A 17,921-nucleotide genomic window follows, 5' to 3' on the forward strand; every position below is an offset into this window, starting at 1 on the left:
GCAATTCACATTTCTCCTTCATCATAGCCGACAGGCGGGTAGCCGTTCCCATACGACCGCCTGCCTGTCGGCATTTTTGTTGAAAATAATTCTTTGAGGTGTTGAACCAATGAGCATTCGATTTGATTCTGACTCCCGCATTTTTGTATTGGAGACCGCCCATACCAGCTACCACATGAAGGTGGATGCGCTGGGACATCTGCTGCACCTGTATTATGGTAAAAAAATCGGTGCAGGCGATCTGATGCAGCTGTATCCCCGCACAGACCGGGGATTTTCGCCGGATTACTACGCTTACCGCACCCACCGGGGCGTTTCCCCGGATCTGCTCCCGCAGGAGTATACCGGCTGCAATGTGGGCGATTTCCGTCTGTCCTGCCTGACGGTGGCTGACAGCCGTGGTGCCTTTGGCGCAGACTTTACCTATGTGAGCCACACGGTGGAGGCGGGCAAATATCAGCTGACCGGTCTGCCCTGTGCCCATGCAGAGGAAAACGATGCCGAGACCCTGATCGTCCGAATGCAGGACGAGACCACCGGTCTGACGCTGGAACTGCTGTACGGCGTGTTTGCACAGCAGGATGTCATCACCCGCGCGGCGCGGCTGACAAACCACGGCGATGCCACGCTGCGGCTGGATAAGGCGGCATCTGCCTGTCTGGATCTGCCCTTTGGCAGATGGGATCTGCTGCATTTCCACGGCAGACACGCCATGGAGCGGCAGCTGGAGCGGGAAGCCGTGGGCACCAATATCCAGACCATTTCTTCGGTGCGGGGCAGCTCCAGCCACCACAACAATCCCTTCCTGATCCTCTGCCAGCAGGATGCAACGGAGACCAGCGGTGCCTGCTACGGGGTGATGATGGTCTATTCCGGCAGCTACCAGATGGACGTGGAGCGCTCTCAGACCGGGCTTGTCCGGGTAGTGAGCGGCATTCAGGAGGAACGCTTTGCGTGGAACCTGAAGCCGGGCGAGACCTTTGACACTCCGGAGGTGATCCTTTCCTTTGCGGCAGAGGGTCTGACCCCGCTTTCCCAGCAGTACCACCGCTTTTTGCGGCGCAACATCTGCCGCGGCCCATGGAAGGACAAACGCCGCCCGGTGCTGATCAACAACTGGGAGGCCACCTATTTTGATTTCAACACCGAAAAGATCGTAAAGATCGCTGAAAAAGCGGCTTCTCTCGGCGTGGAGATGATGGTGCTGGACGATGGCTGGTTCGGCACCCGGAATGACGACAATCAGGGTCTGGGCGACTGGATCGTGAACTGCGAAAAGCTGCCCGGCGGACTGGACCCGCTGATCGGGCAAATCAATGCGCTGGGCATGAAATTCGGTCTGTGGATCGAACCGGAAATGGTCAACGAGAACTCCCGGCTGTACCGCGCCCACCCGGACTGGGCACTGACCCTGCCCGGACGTAAGCCCGCCATGGGACGCAACCAGCTGGTGCTGGACCTCTCCCGCTCGGAGGTGGTGGACTATCTGGCAGAGGCGATCGGCAGGCTGCTGCGGGAGCATCACATCGAGTATATCAAGTGGGATATGAACCGCAGCATGAGCGATGTGTACAGCCGTGCTTTCCCTGCCGAGCAGCAGGGCGAGATCATGCACCGCTATATGCTGGGCGTTTATGCGCTGGCAGAGCGGCTGACGCAGGGCTTCCCGGAGGTGCTGTTCGAGGGCTGCGCAGGCGGCGGCGGACGCTTTGATGCCGGAATGCTGTGCTACTACCCCCAGATCTGGTGCAGTGATGATACCGATGCCATTGAGCGGCTGACGATCCAGCACGGCACCTCCTTTGGCTATCCGGTCTGCACCATGGGTGCCCATGTTTCCGCCTGCCCCAACCACCAGACCGGCCGGACTACGCCCATCGACACCCGTGCTGTGGTGGCGATGAGCGGCACCTTTGGCTACGAGCTGGATCTGGGCAAATTGAAGCGCACCGAGTGCACCGCAGTGAAAAACCAGATCAAGCGGTTCAAGCGGCTGAACGACCTGATCCGCACCGGCGATTATTACCGGCTGACCGACCCGGCAGAAAACACATATTTCACGGCATGGCAGTTTGCCGCAGAGGACGGCAGCGAGGCACTGCTGAATCTGGTGGTGACTCATCCGCAGGCAAATCCCTTGCCCATCTACCTGTGCTTCCGTGGGCTGGAAGAAGACGCTGTGTATGAGCTGGATGGCATCGACTATTTCGGCTCCCGGTATGCCCACGACGTAGAGGACGGCATTCACAAGGGGATGCGGTTCAGCGGCAGCACACTGCTGTATGCGGGACTTGTCCTGCCGCAGCTGTTTGGCGATTACCCCAGCGTGCAGCTTCATCTTACACGAAAAGGATAAAAGGATATGAAGGATCAAACTGCATTTTCCACCCGCTTTGCCCGCCATAAGGACGAGCTGGAATGGCTGTTCATGGAACTGTACCACAACCGGGAAGGGCTGGAAGTTCTGGAACAGGAGATGGCAGAAGCCTACAACGCCCGCAGTGCTGAGCTGAAAGCACTGGACAAGGCCCGCTCTGCCGACCCGGATTGGTATAAGCGGGGCAATATGTTCGGCATGACCATGTACACCGACCTCTTTGCCGGGAACCTGAAAGAACTGGCAAAAAAGCTGCCCTACCTGAAAGAACAGAAGCTGACCTATCTGCACCTGATGCCCCTGCTGCAGATGCCCCACCCCCACAACGACGGCGGCTATGCGGTGGAGGATTTTGACACCGTAGACCCTGCCCTTGGCACCAACAAAGACCTGGAAAACCTGACCCGTGAACTGCGCAAGGCCGGCATCAGCCTGTGTCTGGATTTTGTCATGAACCACACCGCCAGCACCCACCGCTGGGCCATGGCGGCAAAGGCAGGCGACCCGTGGTTTCAGGCCTATTACCACCTCTATGATGACCGCACCATCCCCGACCAGTACGAGCAGACCGTGCCGCAGGTGTTCCCCAACACTGCCCCCGGCAACTTTACCTGGTGCGAGGAGATGCACAAGTGGGTGCTGACCACCTTCCACGACTACCAGTGGGACCTGAACTACGCAAACCCGGCAGTGTTCGTAGACATGACCAAGAGCATCCTGCATCTGGCAAATCTGGGTGTAGAAGTGTTCCGCATTGATGCGGTGCCTTATATCTGGAAGCAGCTGGGCACTACCTGCCGCAACCTGCCGCAGGTGCACACCATTGTGCGGATGCTCCGCATGGTATTGGAGGTAGTCTGCCCCGCAGTCATCCTCAAGGGCGAGGTGGTCATGGCACCCAAGGAGCTGGCGGCATACTTCGGCACGCCAGAAAAGCCGGAATGCCACATGCTCTACAACGTGTCCACCATGGTCAACCTGTGGGGTGCCCTTGCCAGCCGGGACACCCGGCTGCTGAAGGCGCAGCTGGATGCCCTCCATGCCCTGCCGGACAACTGCTGGTTCGTGAACTATCTGCGCTGCCACGATGATATTGGCTGGGGTCTGGACGAGGCGGTGGAAAACCGGCTCGGCATCGACCCGCAGAAACATAAGGAATATCTCTACCACTTCTACGAGGGCAATTTCCCCGGCAGCTGGGCAAAGGGCGAACTGTACAACTACGACCCTGCTACCGGCGATGCCCGCAGCTGCGGCACCACTGCCAGCCTGTGCGGCGTGGAGCAGGCACTGGAAAAGGACGATAAAACCGCACTGGACTATGCGGTGAAGCGTGACCTGCTGCTGCACACTGCTGTGGCATTCTTGCAGGGCTTCCCCATGCTGAACTGCGGGGATGAGATCGCCCAGCGCAACGGCTGGGACTACAAAAACGACCCCGACCGTGTGGAGGACAGCCGCAACCTGCACCGCAGCAAATTCAACTGGGAGGATGCAAAGCGGCGCACCCAAAAGGGCACGCTGCAAAACCAGCTGTGGCAGGGCATGGAGCAGCTGCGCCAAATGCGGGCAGACCCCTGCTTTGCCCCGGATGCGTGGGTGACTACATGGGACAGCCACAACCCCGGCGTGCTGGCGCTGGTACGCAAGCGCGGCGAGGAAACGCTGGTGGGACTGTTCAACTTTACCGAGTACCCGGCAGGGGCCAGTCTGGACGCTCTGGGCGGCGAGTATCACACCCCGGAGGGCACTTCCGTCTGGCTGGCGGATGCGGAGCTGAAGCCGTATCAGGCACTGCTGGTGCGCCGCTGAAAGGAGCTGCCATGGATATTGTAACGATTGGTGAAGTTTTGATCGACCTGACCCAGACCGGCAAGGATGAACGCGGCATCCCTCAATTTGCCGCAAACCCCGGCGGTGCCCCGGCAAATCTGGCTGTGGCTGCTGCCCGCCTGGGCGCACAGACCGCCTTTATCGGCAAGGTGGGTGCGGATGCCTTTGGCCGCTACCTGAAAGAGGTTCTGGCAGAGAACAAGGTGGACGTTTCCGGCATGGCGGTGGATGCAGACCACCCCACCACCATGGCAGTCGTGTCAGTGGATGCCACCGGCGAGCGGGATTTCAGCTTCTACCGCAGCGCCAACGCTGACGTGATGCTGAGCAAAGAGGACATTTCGGAGGGTGCTCTGAAAGCTGCCAAAATCGTCCACTTTGGCTCTGTCAGCCTGACCGCTGACCCCTCCCGCACCGCCACGCTGGATGCCGCTGCCCGTGCCAAAAAGCTGGGTGCTGTCATTACTTATGACCCGAATTACCGTGCCAACCTCTGGAAGAACAAAGAGGACGCCATTGCCCAGATGAAAGCACCCCTGCCGCTGGTGGATATCTTGAAAGTGTCCGATGAAGAGCTGCCCCTGCTCACCGGCACCACTGACTGCGAAAGCGGCACGGCACAGCTGGCACAGAACGGCATCCGGCTGATTTTCGTCACCTTGGGTGCAAACGGCGTATTCTACCGCTTTGGGAAGAAAACTGGCCATGTGGCTGGCATCCCCTGCAAGGTAGGCGACACCAACGGCGCAGGCGATACCTTCTTTGGTGCGGCACTTTCCAAGCTTTGCAAGGAGGAGTTGGACACCCTGACGGTGGACAAGCTGGAAAGCATTCTGGCCTTTGCCAACAAGGCGGCAAGCATTACCACCAGCCGCCACGGTGCGATCCCTGCCATGCCTGCATTGGAAGAAATCGAAAAATAACAGAACCGGACACCAACCTGTAGCAAATCATACAGGCTGGTGGCCGGTTTGCGCTATGATATCCAAAGTATAACAGGAAAACCGCAGACAGTACGGATGAAAAGTCGTGAAGCAAGATGAATTTTTTGGATTATCATAAATAGCACGACTTTTTGACCGGCAACACAAATTTTTGCACCCTTATTCCGTGGGATTCCCTCTATAATAAGAGCAGAGATCAAACGGAAAAAGGAGATGTGGATGATGCAAGCAACAAACCTGAAAACGAATCATCTGACCCAGCCTCTCGGCATAGATGCCGGGACGCTGTTTTTATCGTGGCAGTGCGCCGAAGGCGTGCGCCAGACCGCCTACGAAATCGAAGTGACCGCCGGAGCTGAAACGCTGTGGGCAAGCGGAAAGATCTTGAGCAGTGTGATGCACACCGAAACGCCCACCCCTGTGCCGCCCAAGACGCAGGGACAGTGGCGCATCCGGCTGTGGGATGAAAATGACCAGCCCGGTGCGTGGAGCGAAGCGGTCTTTGAAACGGGTCTGCCTTTTGCCGACTGGCAGGGCGTGTGGGTCTGCCCGGAAACGGAAGAACCGGATATCGACTGCACCGATGCAATCAACGCCTTTGCAAAGCCCAACTGGGAGCAGAAGCAGGCTGCGCTGGAAGCCTCCGGCAAAGGCACGGCGCAGCCGTATCAGCCCCACTGCCCGGCAAGCTATCTGCGCAAAACGTTCACCGCCCCGGCAGGAGAAAGCAAGCGGCTGTATATTACCGCCAAGGGTCTGTATACGGCATGGCTGAACGGCAAGCGGGTCGGCGATATGGTGCTTGCTCCCGGCAGCTTTACCGCAGACAAGCACCTTGGGGCACAGACCTACGATGTGACAGTGCTTGTTCATCCCGGCGAGAATGAACTGCTGATCGCGCTGGGCGATGGCTGGTACCGCAGCACTTCCGGCGTGGATGGTGACCGCGACCTGTTCGGCAAGGAACTGGCTGTCCTGTTCCAGCTGGAAGTGGATGGCAAGGCGGTCTGCGTTTCGGATGATGCCATGGAAGCAACCCAGTGCGGCCCTATCCGCCAGAACGATCTGCAGCAGGGCGAAGTGTACGATGCCCGGCTGGAAGGAGAACTGACCGGTTGGCACGGCGTGAGGACTGCGCCCAACACGCTCCCCCTCATTGGCATGAACACCGTGCCCATCCGGGAACAGGAAACCTTCACGGGCAGGTTGTTCCGCACACCCAATGGAGAAACGGTTTTGGATTTCGGGCAGAATATGGCAGGCTATGTAGAAATGAAGCTGACTGCCCACGAAGGTCAGAAGATCCGTCTGCTCTGCGGCGAAACGCTGGACGAGAACGGCAACTTCACCCAGGAGAACTTTCAGGATCGGAACCGCCACAAAGAGGGCGGCACGGAGCAGATGCTGGAACTGATCTGCAAAGAGGGCGAAAACCACTACAAGCCCAGCTTTACCATCATGGGCTTCCGGTACGCAAAGGTGGAAACGGACATCGACCTGACCGGCGCAGAGTTTACCGCCCGTGCCGTCTATTCGCAGATGCCGGTGACCGGCAGTTTTGGGTGCGGCAATGCGGATGTGAGTCAGCTGGTGCAAAACAGTGTGTGGAGCCAGAAGGGCAACTTCTGCGATATCCCCACCGACTGTCCTACCCGTGAGCGTGCCGGCTGGACGGGCGACATGGGGGTGTTCATTGAAACCGGTCTGACCCTGATGGATTGCTACCCGGTGGTGGAAAAATGGCTGGCCGAATGCCGCCTGAACCAGTACCCGGATGGACGCATGGCAAACATTGCTCCGCCCACCAGCCGCCCCGGTTATATGACCCCCATGCTCTGTATGTCGGCGGGCTGGGGCGATGCCGCCATTCTGGTGCCCTACGCTCTTTATCAGCGTACCGGCGACCGCAAGATCCTGGCAGACAACTACGAGATGATGCAGAAGTGGTATGCGTTCCTGCTGGGTCGTGCCCAGCAGACCACCGAGGAGCAACAGACCGGCGAGTACGCCAAATACACTGTTCTGAACGGTCTGGACTACGGCGAATGGTGTGAGCCGGGCATTACCCCCATGCAGGCGATGATGAACCCGCGCAAAAGCGTGGGTACGGCGTATCTGGCTTATTCCGGGCGGCTTCTGGCAGAAATTGCACAGGCGCTGGGCAAGGCAGAGGATGCAGCGCAGTACCGTGACACAGCGGAAAAAGCCCGCCTTGCCTACCGCGCCGCGTTTACGGAAAACGGAAAAATCACGTCCGACCGGCAGTGTGAATATGTCCGTGCCATGGCATTCGGTCTGTTGGATGAAGCTGAGAGCCAAGCCGCTGCGGATACGCTGAACCAGATGGTGCTGGAAAACGGCTGCCATCTGAACACCGGTTTCCTTTCCACGCCCTTCCTCTGTGAGGTGCTGGCAAAGTATGGCCATGTGGACACCGCTTACAAGCTGCTGCTGCAGGATACCGCCCCCAGCTGGCTGTACGAGGTCAAGAAGGGTGCAACGACCGTCTGGGAAACATGGACCGGCATCGACGAAGCCGGACACCCCAGTGAATCCCTGAACCATTACTCCTACGGTGCGATCTGCGGCTGGCTGTTCGGCGGTGTGTGCGGCATCCATCTGGCAGGCCAGACCCTGACTATCGCTCCCACCCCGAACCCTGCACTGGGTTGGGCAAAAGCGGTGTACGATTCCCCGGTGGGGCGCATTGAAAGCGGCTGGCAGTATGCAGGCGATGCTGTGACCTACACCATCACCGTGCCCTGTAATCTGACCGCAGAAGTTACCCTCCCGGATGGCAGAAACCTGACCTTGCAGCCGGGAACCCATACCCTGTAACGCAGAAATATTCCCCGCAAAACACAGCGCCCCGCACCGGAAGGAGTAACCGGTGCGGGGCGTTGCTTTTATGGGGATAATGAAGAAGAAAATGATGAGAAAATGGCAGATCAGAATTTTTGTGCAAGATATTTTGCACTGAGCTGGAAGCTCTTGACAGGGGAATTGTCCACCCAGTTGCGGTGGCTTTCCAGAATGATGGCATCTACACCCGTGGCAAGAGCCTGCGTCATCAGGCTGTCCAGATCCATGTTGCCGGTGCCCAGCTCCATACTGTCGGTTTTCAGAATGGGGGTAATGGCGCTGCCGGTGATGCGGGTGCCCCGGTCGTTGATGTGCCACAGCTTCATGCGCGAGCCAAGCCGCTGCATCCACGCCAAGGCGTTTGCACCGCCCTCGGTGAACCAGTAGCTGTCAAACTCAAAGTTGACGAAGGCCGGATCGGTTTCCTCTAAAAGAATATCGTATGCGCGCTTTTCCGCATTCACGTGGCGCAGCTCGCAGTTGTGGTTGTGGTAGAGCAGGTGGATGCCCTCTTTTTGCAGGGTCTCGCCCGCCTTGTTCAGACGTTTGGCCAGTTCGTGCATCGTGGTTTCATCGCCATAATCAAAGCGGTACATCCCGGTGATGACCACATACTCCGTGCCAAAACTTTTTGCTTCCTCGGCCACTGCATGGGCATCCCGTTCCAGACTGCCAAGGTCGGTGTGCAGGCTGACCACCTTTAGGCCGGCTTCCTGCACCAGCTTGTGCCAGTCCAGATTGCCGCCCTTGCCCACCGGCATTCCAGCGGCTTTGGTCAGCAGCTTTACCGCAAAGCCAATGGGATGGATCATAAATCTACACAGTTCAATGCCATCGTACCCGGCGGCCTTCATGGCGGCAAGGGTCTCTTTGGCCTGCTGTTCGTTGTTCAGTACAGTGCCCAGCATAAATTGCTGCACGGCTTTGATGGGCATGATTTACCCCTCCAGTTTGAATGTCTTGCCCGGCGTGATGCCGTTTTCGTTAAAACTGTCCACGCAGATGTAGTATTCCTGCCCGGCGGTCAGGGTGGAAAGGGTCACTTCGTCTGCATCGTAGACCAACCAGCTCAGATAGAGCTTGTCTGGTGCAACGCCATAGCGGACATTGCAGCCCTGCGCGTTTTCGATGTGCTGCCAGCTGATCTTTGCGTCCAGTGCATCCACACGAATCCCGGCGGCTTCAGCCTGTGGGGGCTTTGCGCCCTCGCTGTTGCCGAACACCCGCAGGCCGCTGATGCGCAGTGCCTGCCCATAGGGCAGTTCGCCGCCGGTCACCCGGACATACCGGGCACGGATGCCGTCGGCATATTCGTAGTAGCCGTTGGAGCACTCCCGGGCAACCGTTTCGCAAATCGTCCAGTCTGCTCCGTTCACACTGGTCTCTACCGTGTAATGGGAGATCTGCGGCCGGGTCTCGATGTGGCGGGTCTTGCGGGTATCGCCGTAGCTGTCGGCTGGGAAGTCCACCACAAGCTTTTCATCTGCCATATTTACCTGAATGGCGCGGATATCACTCTCTTTGCCAAGGTCCACGCAGAGCCATTCGCCCGGCTCTGTACCGGCGGCGCTCCACCAGCTGCGGCAGTCCTCGTTGACGGCCAGTGCCGGGCTGCTGCCCTCGGCAGTGCTGGAAGCCATGACCGGCTTTTTGTAGCTCAGCAGCATCCATTCCGGCTGCTGGCTGGCGGCATCGAATTTGCCAGCCGGGATGCGGTGCGGGTAATCGGCAAAGTTCTGGTTGCAGTAGAGAACCCCGTCTTTGTCGAACCCGGCAGGGAACAGCCCCACCCGGCGCTCAAAGTCATAGTTGACGGAAATGCGCATGGTAGAGGCGTGCCACCAGTTGCCATAGCGGTCGGCAATGGTGCTGCCGTGGCCTGCGCCGGTGATGAATCCGCCGGGCTTTGCGGAAAACGGGTTGGATGCCTGCCGCACAAAGGGACCCAGCGGAGAAGTGGAGGTGTATACACCATCGGCGTAAGTGTTGTACTGGGTGCCGGGGCAGGCGTATTGCAGGTAATAGAGGCCGTCATGCTTTGTCATAAAGGCACCCTCAATGTAGGGTTTGCCCACAGCGTTGAACATGGCAGTCAGGCTTTCGGCACTCAGGCCGGGGATGTTTGCCATCTGCGGCGGCAGATCCAGCTTGCCGGTCTTGGGGTCATAGAACTGCTTCATGGACTGGTACAGCACGCTGGCTTCCCGGTCCACAATGCCGTTGTTGCCGGGGCGTTCGTAGCCCAGTACGGTTTCATTGCCGAAGATCAGCTCCTGCTTTTCACCGATGGGGGTCATGGTGTCCGGGTCCATCTCCACGCCGTAGATGGGCGTAGTATTGGAGCAGCCCCAGTAAAAGTACACCCGGCCATCATCATCGCAGAACAGATCCGGGTCCCAGAAAGCAAAGGGCGCAGAAACCTCGGTAAACGGCTCGGTCAGGGGGTCGGCGGTGCGCAGAATGGGACAGTTGCGCCCCTTGCGGCTGGCGCAGAAGTACAGGAAATCGTCCACCTGCCGCACATCGGGGGCATAATCGTAGATCAGCAGATCTGGGTCTGCATGGAAGTCCCAGTGCAGCAGGTCGTCCGAATACCAGAAGCCTGCCGACATGGAAACAAAGAGGTAGTATTTGCCCTTGAAGGATACCAGCGTGGGGTCTGCACCCTCCCGGAAACCTGCTGTACGGGGGCCTTCCTTCATGTGCTGGTAACGGTAGCCCAGATCAAGGGGGTTACAATAGGTTTGTTTCATCGAATCACTCCTTGGAAATGCCCTGCAATACACGGTTCAGCTGCTTGATGTCCTCTTCCGAAGCGCCGGCCTGCATCAGCATGGATTCAATGGTCATCCGCCGCATGGCACGCTCCATCATCGCCACCAGAGCCGGGTTGTCCTTCACGGCGGCGGCAACATCTCCGCGGGCAGCGGCGGCTTTATCGGAAATCTGCTTCAGAATGGGACCAACTTTCGGGTCTGCCGTGGCGGCAGCCATGTTGTCCTTGACCGACCAGCAGCTTTCGTCCAGCTCGCCGTCAAACCAGTTGGCCACGTTCTTGCGGTTGTCCATGGCGTAATCCGGGTTGGGGGCGTCCACCTTGTTCACCAGGATCACGCTGCTGTGCTCACCGGAGCGTGCCTCAATGCTGTGTTTGCCGGTGATGGGCAGCTGGAAGGTGAACACCTTGTCGCCCTTACGGGTCTCCACCAGCTGACCGTCCTTGTACAGCGAGACCTCCGGCAGATTGGAGTAGACCTTGATCTCAGTCACATCCTCGGCGCGGTCTACATAGCGGCTGCCGCACAGGTGCACGAACGGCTCTTTGCTCCAATAGGCCTTGTAGAGATAGAAGGGGTCTTTTTTGAGCTTGCGGTCAAAGGTGACAAGTCCCTTCTGGTTCTCGCCGTGCTTGCCGCCCTCATCACGGCCATCGGCGGCAAAATCAAACGTATTCCACGCATGGGTCGCCCACAGCCACGGACGAGCGGCGATCATCTTTGCGATATGTTCATGGTAAATGCACTGGTAGCTCTCGGTGTAGTCGCCTTTTTCCGGGTGGCTGCTCTGGTACTGGGGGTTGGCATCTGCGCCGTACTCCGAAAAGCCGATGCAGCGGTCAGGGTAATCGGCGTGGTACTTGTCAAAGAACTCGTCGTTCTGCTCCAATTCGCCCAGATACCAGCCGAAGTAGAGGTTGTAGCTGTTCACATCGGGAATTTCCAGAATGGGACTGGTGGTCTCCAGCATAAACACGTTTGCCATGGTGGTCTTGCGGGTGGGGTCCAGCTTGTGCGCCAGCTCGTTCAGCAGACGGTGGTTTTCCAGCAGATCCTCGTTGACAGCAGAAGCAGCGGTGATCTCGTTGGACAAGCCCCACACGGCAATGCAGGGGTGGTTGTAGTTCTGGACGATCAGCTCTTCCATCTGGGTCAGGGTGTTGGCACGGCCGTTGGGCATGTGCATGGTGATGTAGGGGATCTCTGCCCAGATGACAAGACCCTTTTCATCACACAGGTCGTAGAAATACTGTGCGTGCTGATAGTGTGCCAGCCGGATGGTGTTGGCACCCATTTCCAGAATGATGGAGATATCCTCCTCCATCATTTCGTTGGTCAGGGCAATGCCCGCACCTTTTCGGTCCTGGTGGCGGGAAACACCGCGCAGCGGATATTCCCTGCCATTCAGGATAAAGCCCTTCTGGGGGTCGATCTCAAACTTGCGGCAGCCGAACCGGGCGGAGGTCTCCTCGCCATTGTCCAGCTTGGCAGATACGGTGTAGAGGAAGGGGTCGTCCACGCTATCCCACAGATGGGCGTTGTTCAGCGTGAAAACAACCTTTGCGGTGCCCTTTTCCACCGGGGCGGTGAGGGTCTGACCCTCCAGTGCAAAGGTCACGTTCTGTGCGTCCACCACGGCGGCTTCCACGGTGATCTCAGAGGTCCTGGCAGCGAGGTCGGTGACGATGGGGGTCACCTTCAGTGCCGGTGCGCCATTAGCGGGCAGGGCAAAGTGTTCTGCCGGGACGATATGCAGGGTCACATCCCGGTAAATGCCGCCGTAGAAGGTAAAATCGGCTTTCTGGGGATACACGGTGTCGTTGTCGCTGTTGTCCACGGAAATTGCCAGCAGATTTTCCTCTTTGAGGTGGTCGGTCAGGTCTACCCGGAAGGTGGAGTAGCCGCCCTTGTGCTCAGCCAGCTTTTCACCGTTCAGGTAGACGGCAGCGGTCATAGCTGCGCCGTCCAGCTGCAAAACAGCCTTGCCGCCTGCCGGGATGGTGGGCTTTGCCAGGGCCAGCGTATACCAGCAGGTGCCGCGGTAGTAATCGTTGCCGCCGTCCTGACCGTCCACTGCGTTCCAGGTGTGGGGCAGGGCAATGGCCTCACCCATAACAGCGGTGGGGATGCCGGGGTTCTCCTTGGTAAAATGCCAGTCGCTCTGATTCAACAGGATGGTCTTGCTCATGGTAAAAACTCCTTTATATTTATAAAAGATGGATAGAATCAGCAAAAACCGAAAGAGCGTATGAGCCCTTTCGGTCTTTGCAGGGTGTTACTGCATCTTTTCTGCAATTACTTCATGACGAAGGGCTTCTTTCTTATCCGCGATGCGCTTCTGGACGTTGACCATTTCTTCCTTGGTCAGCGGGCAGCCCAGCATGGCGATCAGGGTGATGACCCAGCCCAGCATGGGCAGACCGAACTTGATGGCAAGGGTCATCCAGAAGATGCCGCTGGTGTAGGAATCCGTGGGCTGGGGCATGGTGGTGGTGTAACCCAGAAGGGCGACCGCACCGGTGGCGATGACAGCAGCCACCGAGGTGATGAGCTTGTCCACCAGACTGTAAGTACCAGAAACGACAGCCGGGATATAGCGGCCGCTGCGGTCCAGCTCGTAGTCAATGGTATCGGCCATGTAAGAAGTGTTGGAGGTGGTAATGCACATCATGGAACCATTCTGCAGCAGAGTCAGCAGGACGTAAACGATCATGTTCCAGCTGCCGATCACACCGATCTGACGAGTGTCGGTAAAGATGAAGAACAGGAACAGCACAGAGGCGATGGCCATGCTGACGCAGGTCCAGGTCACGATGCCCTTCTTGCTGCCATTTTTGCCCACATACTTTGCACCGAAGGCCGCAAAGAAGATGGAAGGCACCATGCTGATCACGCCAAGGGTGGTAGCAAGACCCATGTTGCCGATGAGGATGCCGTTCAGCATCGTGTTGATGATGGCCTGGCTGCCTACCTGCTGTGCCAGCTTATCGGAAGCGTTGGAGGCGATGTAGCACTGCAGGGGCTTGTTGTGCTTGAGCACCTCAAGAATATCCGCAGTTTTCAGCGGCTCGTGTTTTTTGCTGGTGCCCTCGAAGTTTTCGGGCTTATCGTAGGCGGAGATACCGGCGCAGACGATCAGGGTGCCGATACCGGCAATGATCAGCACGATGGTGCAGACCGTGCTGAGGAAGCCCTGATTAAAGGTGCCGCCGCACTTGGGCAGGATGACGGTGTAGATCAGCATGCTCATGCCCATGGGCACGGCGTAGTTCAGTGCAGTGGTCCAGACACCGATGGTGGGACGCTGGCGGGGATCGTTGGTCATAATAGCCGGCAGGGTCTGGGCGGTCATGTTGGTGACGGTATAGCCGATGATGTAAATAATGTAGGTCAAAACGAACACCGGCAAGCCGAAGCCCTTGCTGGAGCACAGGTTGAACATACACAGCAGGCCGACAGCCTCGATCAGGTAGCCGCTGATCAGCAGAATGCGCAGCTTGCCGAAACGGGTGTTGACGCGGTCGTAGACGAACGCCAGCATCGGGTCGGTAAAACCGTCCAGAATGCGAGCCAGCATCAGGATGATGCCCACGGCTGCAGTGGTGATGCCGTAGCCGATGCTGGCAGAATAACTGGCCATACCGATCAGGGAATAGATGCTCATGCCTACAAAAGCGTTGCAGGCGTAACAGATGATCTGCCAGAGCTTTGCACGGCGGTACTGGACGCCGTCTACTTCACTGGCACTGGGTTTCTTTTGGAACATAATGATTTTCCTCCTTTTTGTGTGAACTGAGTTCCGCTTTCTCTGACACCAGAATAACAGAATGCAACAGCCACTGCCGGATGAAAAACGATAGTTAAGGACAAAAATTCGTGCAATAATTTGTGGTACGTGAATTTGCATCCGTCTTCACGATTTATTGTCCCATAGAAAAAAAACAGGTCTGCTACAATAGTCTCAACAAGCAACACGCAGGAAGGGAGAACCATCATGCAGAAATTTGAAAAAGGCTTTTTCATCGGTGCTGCAACAGCAGCCCATCAGGTAGAGGGCAACAATACGAATAGTGACTACTGGGCACAGGAGCAGCTGCCCCATTCCAGCTTTACGGAGCCCAGCGGCATTGCCTGTGACCATTATCAACGGTACGAAGAAGATATCAAGCTCTTGGCCGATGCCGGGCTGAACGCCTACCGCTTTTCTATCGAGTGGGCACGGGTAGAGCCGGAGGAAGGAAAGTTCGATCCGGAAGCTATCGAGCATTACCGCAAGGTGATCGCCTGCTGCAAAGCGCATGGCGTAGAACCCATCGTCACCCTGCTGCACTTCACCAGCCCGAAATGGCTCATCTGCAAGGGCGGCTGGGAAGCCGAAAGCACCGTAGAGGATTTTAAACGTTATGTGACCTATGTGATGGAACAGCTGGGCAGCGAGCTGCGCTATGTCTGCACCATCAACGAGGCCAATATGGGCTTGCAGCTTGCCGCGATCTCCAAGCGGTTCCGTCTGATGGCAGAACGGGCTGCCCAAAATGCCGCATCGACCGGAAAGTCTGCCGAGGGCACGGTGCAGGTGGGCATGAACTTCCAGAAGATGATGGAAAACATGAAGTATGCCGCCATGGAGAATACACAGGCGTTCGGCACACCCCAGCCGCAGATCTTTGTCAGCGAGCGCACCCCGGAAGGCGATCTGCTGGTGATGCGTGCCCATGCAGCCGCACGGGATGCCATCAAAGCCCTCTGCCCGCAGGTCAAGGTGGGCCTGACCCTCTCGCTGCATGACTTGCAGGCACAGCCCGGCGGCGAAGCCTTTGCCGAGGCCGCATGGCGGGAGGAGTTCACCCATTATCTGCCTTATATCAAAGACGATGATTTTCTGGGTGTGCAGAACTATACCCGCACCCTTTATGGCCCGCAGGGGCAGCTGCCGGCACCGGAGGGCGCAGAACTGACCCAGATGGACTACGAGGTCTATCCGCAGGCACTGGAACACGTCATTCGCAAGGTGGCAGAGGAATTCAAGGGTGACCTGATCGTGACCGAAAACGGCATTGCCACCGCCGATGATACCCGCCGTGTGGCGTTTATCCGGCAGGCGCTGGATGGCGTGCAGCACTGCATCGCCGACGGCATCCCGGTGAAGGGATACTTCCATTGGAGCCTGATGGACAACTTTGAGTGGCAGAAGGGCTATGCCATGCAGTTTGGACTGATCGCAGTGAACCGCGAAACGATGGAGCGGACAGCAAAGCCCAGCCTTGGGGTGCTGGGTAGTTACACAGAAAGATAAGCTGCAATAGCAAAAAACAGGCTGCGGAAGATGCTTCTTGCAGCCTGTTTTGGCTCAGCGGGAAAGATGCAGACCATGGACACCATCCGCAACCACGGCGGCGATTACATCAATTTGTTTCTGTGCCAGTTTTGCGTCGGTGTTCAGAAGCCCGGAAAGACCGTTCATTACAAAAATCAGGATCGCACCGACATTTTCATATTGAGAAGGCTCGATGTTATCGCTTTTGATCTGTTCCAGAACGGCATCCCGCAAATGCTGTGTAAAGCGGTTCATCGCGGATGCAGGAACCACACCGAGATAATCGGTCGCCTGCTGGAGAGAAGCAAACATCTCCCGCACAAAAGCCTCCGGCGTATCCAGCAGCTGCTGTGCGCCGCCCATATTGTCGCAGACGAGCTGGACCGTTTGCCGCTCCATTTCGGCGGTGAGGGCATCCAGCGTTTCATAGTGGGAATAAAAGGTCGTTTTGTTGATCTCGGCCCGTTCGGCAATTTCTTTGACCGTGATCTTTTCGATCGGCTTCTCCCGCAGCAGGGCAACAAACGCTTTCTGAATGGCACGCTTCGTTTTTTTGACCCGGATATCCATAGAATTCCTCCATCAATTGATTTCATAAATGGTGCTTAACCAACGCTTTGAACGTGATTCGTTGCTTAAACACCGGATACGCCGGAAACTGCTGATTGCGGCCCCTGCGGCGCAGTGCTATTATAGCACCATGGAGATGGATAAGCAACTACAAGTTGAAAATCTTGTCCGTGAATACGCTGAATCATATGATCTGAGAAAAAGGAGAGTATATAGGATGGATTTTAACAGTGTCAAAGGCAAAGTGGCCATCGTCACCGGCGCAAGCCGTGGCATCGGCCGGGCCATTGCCGAGTGCTTTGGCGAAAACGGCATGAAGGTGGTCTGTGCAGCCCGCAGTGCAGAGCAGGGGCGGGCTGTGGCAGACGGCATCTGCGCCAAGGGCGGCGATGCCATCTTTATCCAGACCGATTGCAGCAAGGCTTCTGCCATCAAAGAACTGGTGGATAAGACGGTGACGCACTACGGCAAGCTGGATGGCGTTGTCAGCAACGCAGGCATCGGCATGGGCGGCACACCGCTGCATGAGTATGAGGTAGAGGATTACGAGAAGATCTTCTCCCTGAACAGCGAGGGTGTCTTTGCCGGGATGAAGTACGGCGCAGAGGCAATCCTCAAGAGCCACAGCGAAGGCGGATTCCTCATCAATGTGGCATCGGTGGCGGGTCTTGTGCCCCAGCGTGGACAGGCGCTGTACAGTGCCACCAAGTTCGGCGTGGTCGGCATGACCCGCGCAGCGGCGCTGGATTACGCAGAATACGGCATTACCGTCAACGCCATCTGTCCCGGCTACACCAGAACCAGCATTTTCGGGGATGCACCGGCTGCGGCCATGGACTTCTTTGCAGCCGACTGCCCGGCAAAGCGGATGGGCGACCCGGAGGAGTGCGCTGCATTGGCACTTTTCCTTGCCAGCGGTCTGGCACGGTACATCACTGGTGCAGCCATCCCGGTGGACGGCGCACTGTCTGCCGGACACCAGAGCATCAGCAGCTGGAAGCACCCGGAAATTTTGACCGGCGGCAAGCTGAACAGCCAGAGCACGATTGCAGCACTGATGGAAAACGAGGCCGCAAAAGCCATCGTGGAGCAGTACCTGCCCGGTTTTGCCGACAACCAGCAGGCAAAAGCTGCCTACGGCATGACATTTGGCAAGATCGGCCCTATGCTTGGGCTGCCGGAAACGGCGCTGAAAGCACTGCTGGATGCGCTGGACAACCTGTGACCGAAGCAGCTCGGAA

Annotated in this window: 11 protein-coding genes; 6 read left to right on the plus strand and 5 right to left on the minus strand. The window is 57.5% G+C overall.

Annotation, left to right across the window (positions count from 1 at the left end; translation table 11 throughout):
- Positions 1–109: 109 nt before the first annotated feature.
- The 4 genes from ACKXGA_RS12695 (at position 110) to ACKXGA_RS12710 (ending at position 7,992) form a co-directional block, all read left to right on the plus strand.
- Positions 110–2,356, plus strand: a complete 2,247-nt coding sequence (locus ACKXGA_RS12695; RefSeq protein WP_423729622.1) for an alpha-galactosidase — start codon at positions 110–112, stop codon at positions 2,354–2,356.
- A 6-nt stretch (positions 2,357–2,362) separates the two neighbouring features.
- A complete protein-coding gene (locus tag ACKXGA_RS12700; protein ID WP_423729623.1) occupies positions 2,363–4,189 on the plus strand; it encodes an alpha-amylase family protein in 1,827 nt (608 codons plus the stop codon).
- Between the two features lie 11 nt (positions 4,190–4,200).
- On the plus strand, positions 4,201–5,133 hold the full coding sequence (locus ACKXGA_RS12705) for a carbohydrate kinase family protein (RefSeq protein ID WP_423729624.1): 933 nt from the start codon (positions 4,201–4,203) through the stop codon (positions 5,131–5,133).
- A gap of 240 nt (positions 5,134–5,373) precedes the next feature.
- On the plus strand, positions 5,374–7,992 hold the full coding sequence (locus ACKXGA_RS12710) for a family 78 glycoside hydrolase catalytic domain (RefSeq protein WP_423729625.1): 2,619 nt from the start codon (positions 5,374–5,376) through the stop codon (positions 7,990–7,992).
- Positions 7,993–8,102: 110 nt separating this feature from the next.
- On the opposite strand, the gene ACKXGA_RS12715 is transcribed toward ACKXGA_RS12710, so the two are convergent.
- The 4 genes from ACKXGA_RS12715 to ACKXGA_RS12730 all read right to left on the minus strand — a co-directional run bounded on the left by ACKXGA_RS12715 (position 8,103) and on the right by ACKXGA_RS12730 (position 14,559).
- Complete coding sequence (locus ACKXGA_RS12715; RefSeq protein WP_423729626.1) at positions 8,103–8,951, minus strand: sugar phosphate isomerase/epimerase family protein; 849 nt, start codon at positions 8,949–8,951, stop codon at positions 8,103–8,105.
- Positions 8,952–8,954: 3 nt separating this feature from the next.
- Positions 8,955–10,769: a family 43 glycosylhydrolase gene (locus ACKXGA_RS12720; RefSeq protein WP_423729627.1), complete on the minus strand. Its 1,815-nt coding sequence runs from the start codon at positions 10,767–10,769 to the stop codon at positions 8,955–8,957.
- A 4-nt stretch (positions 10,770–10,773) separates the two neighbouring features.
- Positions 10,774–12,981: a glycoside hydrolase family 2 protein gene (locus ACKXGA_RS12725; protein ID WP_423729628.1), complete on the minus strand. Its 2,208-nt coding sequence runs from the start codon at positions 12,979–12,981 to the stop codon at positions 10,774–10,776.
- 87 nt (positions 12,982–13,068) lie between these two features.
- Entirely contained in the window at positions 13,069–14,559 is a 1,491-nt protein-coding gene (locus ACKXGA_RS12730) for an MFS transporter (RefSeq protein ID WP_423729629.1), read from the minus strand.
- Between the two features lie 228 nt (positions 14,560–14,787).
- Here ACKXGA_RS12730 and ACKXGA_RS12735 point away from each other — a divergent pair, with 228 nt between their 5' ends.
- Positions 14,788–16,089, plus strand: coding sequence for a glycoside hydrolase family 1 protein (locus tag ACKXGA_RS12735; protein WP_423729630.1), 1,302 nt, complete (start codon positions 14,788–14,790; stop codon positions 16,087–16,089).
- 54 nt (positions 16,090–16,143) lie between these two features.
- Here the strand turns inward: ACKXGA_RS12735 and ACKXGA_RS12740 are convergent, their stop codons facing one another.
- Complete coding sequence (locus ACKXGA_RS12740) at positions 16,144–16,680, minus strand: TetR/AcrR family transcriptional regulator (protein WP_423729631.1); 537 nt, start codon at positions 16,678–16,680, stop codon at positions 16,144–16,146.
- A gap of 217 nt (positions 16,681–16,897) precedes the next feature.
- On the opposite strand from ACKXGA_RS12740, the gene ACKXGA_RS12745 reads away from it, so the two are divergent.
- The gene (locus tag ACKXGA_RS12745) at positions 16,898–17,905 is read left to right on the plus strand and encodes an SDR family NAD(P)-dependent oxidoreductase (RefSeq protein ID WP_117534945.1); all 1,008 of its coding nucleotides are present in this window, start codon (positions 16,898–16,900) and stop codon (positions 17,903–17,905) included.
- Positions 17,906–17,921: the final 16 nt, after the last annotated feature.

The sequence above is a fragment of the Faecalibacterium hominis (ex Afrizal et al. 2022) genome, assembly GCF_049545105.1.
GTDB classification, from domain to species: domain Bacteria; phylum Bacillota; class Clostridia; order Oscillospirales; family Ruminococcaceae; genus Faecalibacterium; species Faecalibacterium duncaniae.